At 36.7% G+C, this 7,004-nt stretch carries 5 protein-coding genes and 4 pseudogenes; 8 read left to right on the forward strand and 1 reads right to left on the reverse strand.

Annotated features, from left to right (window positions below; all coding sequences use genetic code 11):
- Positions 1 to 216 (forward strand): annotated as a pseudogene (locus tag ABIQ28_RS09885) (hypothetical protein); the annotation flags it as partial.
- Positions 217 to 608: 392 nt separating this feature from the next.
- Here ABIQ28_RS09885 and ABIQ28_RS09890 read toward each other — a convergent pair.
- A pseudogene (locus ABIQ28_RS09890) lies at positions 609 to 782 on the reverse strand (transposase); the annotation flags it as partial.
- A 344-nt stretch (positions 783 to 1,126) separates the two neighbouring features.
- On the opposite strand from ABIQ28_RS09890, the gene ABIQ28_RS09895 reads away from it, so the two are divergent.
- The 7 genes and pseudogenes from ABIQ28_RS09895 to ABIQ28_RS09925 all read left to right on the forward strand — a co-directional run.
- Positions 1,127 to 1,699, forward strand: a complete 573-nt coding sequence (locus tag ABIQ28_RS09895; protein ID WP_348036790.1) for an MliC family protein — start codon at positions 1,127 to 1,129, stop codon at positions 1,697 to 1,699.
- A 208-nt stretch (positions 1,700 to 1,907) separates the two neighbouring features.
- Positions 1,908 to 2,383, forward strand: a pseudogene (locus ABIQ28_RS09900) (pirin-like C-terminal cupin domain-containing protein); the annotation flags it as partial.
- A gap of 21 nt (positions 2,384 to 2,404) precedes the next feature.
- Complete coding sequence (locus ABIQ28_RS09905) at positions 2,405 to 3,337, forward strand: ring-cleaving dioxygenase (RefSeq protein ID WP_348036792.1); 933 nt, start codon at positions 2,405 to 2,407, stop codon at positions 3,335 to 3,337.
- Between the two features lie 11 nt (positions 3,338 to 3,348).
- The gene (locus ABIQ28_RS09910) at positions 3,349 to 3,966 is read left to right on the forward strand and encodes a dienelactone hydrolase family protein (RefSeq protein ID WP_348036794.1); all 618 of its coding nucleotides are present in this window, start codon (positions 3,349 to 3,351) and stop codon (positions 3,964 to 3,966) included.
- Positions 3,967 to 4,161: 195 nt separating this feature from the next.
- The gene (locus tag ABIQ28_RS09915; RefSeq protein WP_348036796.1) at positions 4,162 to 5,409 is read left to right on the forward strand and encodes an amidohydrolase family protein; all 1,248 of its coding nucleotides are present in this window, start codon (positions 4,162 to 4,164) and stop codon (positions 5,407 to 5,409) included.
- 113 nt (positions 5,410 to 5,522) lie between these two features.
- Positions 5,523 to 6,695, forward strand: a complete 1,173-nt coding sequence (locus ABIQ28_RS09920) for an MFS transporter (protein WP_348036798.1) — start codon at positions 5,523 to 5,525, stop codon at positions 6,693 to 6,695.
- 202 nt (positions 6,696 to 6,897) lie between these two features.
- Positions 6,898 to 7,004: pseudogene (locus ABIQ28_RS09925) on the forward strand (DUF1275 domain-containing protein); the annotation flags it as partial.

The raw sequence follows: 7,004 nt of genomic DNA on the forward strand, positions 1-7,004 counted from the left end.
ACCAAAAATTACCCCATAGATCATGTGAACAGATTGGGATGGACTGCCTTAATGGAAGCTGTTATTCTAGGTGACGGGAGCAAAAAGTACCAGCAAATTGTAAAAATCTTAAAAGATGCAGGAGCACGAATGGATATACCTGATTTTGATGGAATCACTCCACTGCAACACGCAAAGGCAAGAGGGTTTCATGAAATAGTCCGTATAATGGATTAATAAATTGAATTTAGCAATTCATAGTATAATGTAGTAGTTCGCTTAAAAAATCTGGTAGATCCTATTTTAATAAATCGAATGTTTATGAATGTGAGTTTTATACTTTATCAAAACAACTTGTTCCTTCAAGGTTATAAATTTACCTTTCGCCGTAATAAAAAATGTACCTAATTTGCCACAAACCCTTGGCCAAATTAGTTTAGTTAAGGCATTTTTAAGAAAATTATACAATCTACCAATTCAATTTTGCTATTGAATCAATTTTGAGAGTATACCCCATTGCTTCAACAGACATAGATATTTGGTAATTTAAAAAACAATTAATTATCGAACAAACTGCATATCGACTGACCATTATGCGATCAAGGAATATTCTTGGGGAGTAGCACAAATTAAGCATATAATTTAGTCAATCTATAGAGGAAGAATTTTGCATCTCTTACTCCTCGAAACACCACCCTAAATTCTTTGATTTTAGCATTGAAAGATTTTGCGGAAGCATTGGTGCTTCTGTTGTTAAAATATTTCAAAATAGGTTGGTAATGCATTTGTATGGACCTTGCGATGGTATGGAAGATCATGGAATATACTTAGGGAGCATCACAGATTATGCATATAATTTAGTTAATCTGTAGAGGAAGAATTTCACATGCCTTACTGCTCTGAACATCGCCCTAATCCGATTCTTTTGAATTGGGAGCCCTTAAAAATTCTGAAATACTTTTAATAGAAATCTCTATGGAACTACCTGCGCAGGCTAAATAAAAAAAAAGAATTAATAAAGAAGTAAAAAAGCCGCTAAAATGGTTAATGTTTATTTAATTGACCTGCTTTGATGACAAGTTTTTTATAACTTTAATTTTTAAGAGCTAATTTTATAATTCAACTACCTTAAAAATAAAACGAGAAAATGATAAAAAGATTTTTTGTAATCGGAATGCTAACAACAACAGTAGTTATTTCCTGTAAGGATAAGCAGAAACAAGGAAACATCGATTCTACCGCCACAGAGCAAACAATTTCTAATGATGTGGTTACCCAGTCACTGACCAATAAAGATGGCGAAACCCTTGAAATGTCTTTTGACAATTCAAAAGGAAAGGCAACCGTAAATTTTAATGGGGAAAGCATTGCTTTGAACCAGGAAATGGCCGCATCGGGTATTTGGTATAAAAATGAGCACTATGACTTGCGCGGAAAAGGAAACGATATCTGGCTTAAAAAAGACGGCGAAGTGATTTTCGAACATCAGGACAATAAGGTAAACGTAGAAGTGAAAAGTGACAAGGGCGATGTTTTAACAATGACTTTTAACAACACGGCCGGGACGGTTAAGGCCTATTTAAACGGCGGCGAACAAATTGATTTGGAACAGAAAAAAGCCGCATCTGGAATTTGGTATGAAAACGACGCGTATGAGTTGAGAGGAAAAGGAGATCATTATATCCTGACCAAAGGCCGAGACACCGTTTTTGAGAATTAGAACTGTGGAGTCAAATTCCTTTCCCACAACTATTTAAATAAAGCAAAAAAATATCAGATCAAGCCATAAAAAAAATGAAACTTGCTGAAGATCTATTGTTAAGGGCAGATCTTTTGAAAAAAAATGAACATTTTCAAAACAGGATCATACCCGTGTTAATCGTTTCTGATGATAAAGTGCCCCTAGAAGATCCAGATAAATTACTCGGCCGTTCATTTACATAGATCATATGGGCCCAGTTAAATTAAGTAAACGGTAAAATTTTGATGTTTTGCGACATCCGCACATTGGTCTTTCTACACTAACATTTTTATTTGAAGGCAGCATTATGCAGTAAACTGTTTATGCTTGAAACAGACGGTGAATATTGGTGACGAACTTTATGGCGGATCTGGTTTATATATTCTTGAAGGTGCCATTGAAAGCGAAGGAAATGTTTATGACCCCAAACAATTATTAGCGGCAAAAGACAGCACACTTTGCGAATTCACCATTCAGGAAAACAACACCATCTATATTTTTGGTGGCGAACCTTTTCCTGAGGAACGATTTATTGACTGGAACTTTGTTTCATCAAATAAAGTACTTATTGAAGAAGCCAAGCCAAAATGTAAGGAGCAATCGTTTGCTAAAATTAAAGGAGATGAAACAGAATACTTTCCCTACCCAACACCAAGATTTTAAAAGAAATTTAATTAAAAAATTATGAATACAATATTAGGATTACATCACATCACCGCCATTGCTGGCGATGCGCAGCGTAACTACGACTTTTATACCAAAACACTTGGATTTCGTCTGGTAAAAAAGACCGTTAATTTTGACGATCCACAAACCTACCATTTTTACTACGGGAACGAAGTTGGCTCACCTGGAACCATCCTTACCTTTTTTCCGTGGGCAAATGTGAGGCAAGGAAAGAACGGTGCCGGTATGGCCACAGATATCGGCTATTCCATACCAAAAGGAAGCTTGGATTTCTGGAAAGCCCGTTTTGAAAGTCTCAATATTTCTTTCAACCTTAATGAACGATTTGGAGAAAAACAACTTTCTTTTCAGGATCCTGATGGATTGTGGCTCACTATAATTGAAACGATAAATAAGGATGGGCGAAACGGGCTTGAAAGCGCTGAAATAAAGTCTGAAGTTGCAATCAAAGGATTTCACACGGTCACCTTGACCCTGAATAACATTAAAGCCACAGCGGAAATCTTAACTGAAGTATTCGGTTACAAACAAATTGCACAAGAAGGCAATTTATATCGCTATAAAACGGATGCTGTAGAAAACGCAGCTTTAGTAGATTTATTGGAAATGCCTCAGGCCCAAAGAGGTTTAAATGCGGGAGGTACAAACCATCACGTGGCTTTTCGTGTTAAAGATGAAGAGGACTTGATGTCGATGAGAGAAAAAATTATGGCTAGAGGTCTTCACATCACCGAGAAAATAAACCGAGACTATTTCTTTTCGCTTTATTTCCGTGAGCCGGGTGGTATACTATTTGAAATCGCGACCGACAATCCCGGATTCGCAACGGATGAAACGGTAGAAAACCTGGGAGGTTCACTGCAATTACCAGATCAATATAAAGCGATGCGAGCTAAGATTGAAAAAGCACTGCCAAAACTTAAAATGTAATTTCAAGAAAAATGCACAAGAAAAATATACAAACGGCAGGTAAATCTTTAAAAGAGGCCGAGAAGGTTTTAATTATGGTACATGGTCGTGGAGCGGATGCCCGTGATATTCTTGGTCTTGCTCCGTATTTCAATGTATCTGAATACGCCTTACTTGCCCCTGAGGCCACAAATAACACTTGGTATCCATATTCCTTTTTGGCCAAACCAGAGCAAAATGAGCCGTGGCTTTCATCTGCTCTTAATATATTGAAAGAAACTTTAGATGAGGTAACTAACCACGGAATCTCCGCCGAAAACATTTACTTCCTCGGCTTTTCGCAGGGCGCTTGTCTTACATTGGAGTTTGTTGCCCGTAATGCGCAGAAATTTGGCGGCGTAGCGGCATTTACCGGGGGACTTATTGGCGATAAATTAAACACGGAGAATTATTCCGGCGACTTTAACGGAACTCCCATATTTATCGGAACTGGAAATCCCGATCCGCATGTACCGCTAGAACGTGTAAATGAAAGTGTCGCCATTCTGCAAAAGATGAATGCAAAAGTCTCCTTAGAGGTATATGATGGTCGACCTCATACTATTTCCCAAGAGGAGATAGAAGAAGTGAATAAATTCATTTTTAAATAATTTAATCACAGAAATATTTAGTGAGGAATAATTTTTTTTAAAATATCGGGTACACTGATATAAATCAGGATAAAACAGAAAATATAGCCATAACTTTGCTCAGCACAGCTATCTAGAGCTTAAGAGCGGAAGCCATGTTTGGTTTTTAAACATGAACAATTACGGAATATATTAATAAATTAAAATTAATCTAAAATGAAGAAGAAGTTTTTTAATGCGAAATTTTATCGCAACGAAGCTGCAACGGAAATGATTGTAGAAAATGGAAAAATCACTCAAATTGGAACTAATTTACCAAAATGTGATGACGAAATAGACCTCGGCGGCAAGCTGGTGTTACCTCCTTATGTAGATCCACATTTGCACTTGGATTATGTTTACACCTTATCTGAACTAGGACAAGAAGGTGCCGGCTCAGGTACTTTGTTTGAAGCTATTGAATTATGGCCAAAATTCAAAGAAACCTTGACGGTAGAAAGTGTAAAGAAATTAGCGATGAAGGGAATTGAGGATGAGGTTTCTCAAGGTGTACAGCACATTCGAACACATATTGATGTCACAGATCCTAATTTCACAGCATTAAAAGCGATGTTGGAAATGAAGGAAGATCTAAAAGATACAGTGGATATCCAAATTGTTGCTTTCCCACAACAAGGAATGTACACTTATAAAGGCGGACTTGAATTAGTGGAAGAAGCATTGAAAATGGGAGCTGATGCTGTTGGAGGAATTCCGCATTACGAACCTGCTAGGGAATTTGGGGAAAAATCCGTTCACGATATTGTTCGTCTTGGTTTAAAATACGACAAAATGATCGATGTTCACTGTGATGAAACGGATGATACACACTCCCGTTTTGTGGAATTACTGAATGCTCTCGTCCTTATGGAAGATTACGGCACCAGAACCACTGCAAGTCATACCTGTTCGTTTGGTTCCGCAGATAATTCTTATGCATTTAGAATGATGGATCTTTTCCAAAAGAGCAAAATGAACTTTATTGCTTGTCCTACAGAAAACGCTTATCTACAAGGTCGTCAAGATACTTATCCAAAACGCCGTGGATTAACCAGAGTTAAAGAGTTTATAGAGCTGGGAATCAATGTTGCTTTTGCCCAAGATTCAATAAATGATCCATGGTATCCAATGGGGAATGGAAACATGATGAATATTCTTGACAATGGAATCCACCTGGCTCAAACTATGTCTCCAGAAGAAATAAAAACAAGTTTTGATTTAATCACTTATAATGGGGCTCGGTGTTTAAATATTCAAGACAGCTATGGTCTTGAAGTAGGAAAAGCAGCAAACTTTATTGTATTAAATGAAACTTCAGTTTATGAGGCTATTCGCAGAAGAGTAGATGTTTTAGCATCTGTGCGTAATGGTAATTTCTTATTCCGTAAAAAGGAAATGGAATATGATATTCCTTTAAGTTTTTAATCTAAATTAAAAGCTTTTTTAAGTACTTCACTATTGATTATTTCATTAAAAAAATTGAAAATAATTGAAGTGAAGTACTTACTATATTTCCAAAATTTATAAAAAACAAAGTTATGAGAAATCAAAATATCACTAAACAAGCCAAAAAAGCTTTTCCGTGGCTGATAATGATTTTAATGTCGTCGGTAACTTTTGTGGGAATACTGTCAGAATTAATGCCTTCTGGCGTGCTTCCTCTAATGATGGGCGATTTGAGTATCAGCGAAGTGCAAACTGGAAACTTAGTGGGTTACTACGCGATAGCTTCAGCTATTTTTGCAATCCCGCTTATTTCAATGACCATGCAGTTTAACAGAAAATATTTGTTGCTCACTTTGCTTGGTGGATTTGCTATTTCTAATATTATTGCAGGTCTTGTACATGATTATACGATTATTGTAATCTTAAGAGTTATCGGTGGAATTTGCGCTGGGGTTATGTGGCCGATGATTGCTGCTTATGGAATGCGATTGGTAGATAAACAAGATCACGGAAAAGCCATCGCAGTAATTATGGCAGGAACAACTTTAGGAATTAGTATTGGAATGCCAATTATGACTTCCATCGGCAATGAATATGGCTGGCGAACAGAATTCATAGGTCTTGGATGTTTTATTATCCTGATTGCGTTAATTAGCTTTTTTGCTTTGCCTTCAGCACCAGGAGAGAAACTGACTAAAAGTTCTTCCCCATTTGCGCTATTAAAAATACCTGGGGTTTTACTTATTTTACTACTTACACTACTTGGTGTCATTGCACATTATGGGGTTTATGTTTATATCACAAGTCTTGTTGATGAAATTCAGTTGGCTGGAGGTGTGGAAAGTGCCTTATTGTATTTTGGAATCGGGTCATTGATTTCCGTGTTGTTGGCCATAAAATATACCGATAAGCATTTGCGGCTCCTCACCATATTAATGTTTGCCATTCTAATGATCTCTATGGCTATTTTTCCACTTTTCGGTGGAACAAAAGGTTTGGGACATTTTGCTTTCTTTTTATGGGGACTTTCATTTGGTCCATTAGTAACCTTGTTGCAAGCTGGCGTGAGCAGACAGGTAGAAACTGCAAAAGATGTAGCTACTTCGGTTCAGTCTTCGGTATTCAATTTATCTATTATGATTGCTTCTTCAGTAGCAGGATTGTTGCTCGGAATATATTCGCCAATGAGCCTGGTCTATTTTGCAATTGCTTTATCCATCCCAGGAATGATTATTGCCTATTTCTCAAAAAAGACTTTAAGTTGAATATATTTTTTTAATTGATAATTGTACGTAAAATTGATCATTAATACCCCGTCGATTGCCTCTCAAACCAACTGAGGGATTAACGGGAATTTAATTGGATTTTATTATTTTTAAAGAAAATTTGAATGTGGGAAAAATTGACCTAACCGGCATAAACTGTATTTTACTTTTCGCTTACCTTAACAAATTAAAGTTGGAATAAATGTTTATACGACAAGGTAAACAAAGAACAGCCCGCCACAACTTACAAATCGCTTCTCTATTATCTTTTGTTGCTGGATTGGTTAGTGTAACCGGATTTTTAGCCGT

This window comes from Gelidibacter sp. (assembly GCF_039916245.1).
Lineage (GTDB): Bacteria > Bacteroidota > Bacteroidia > Flavobacteriales > Flavobacteriaceae > Gelidibacter.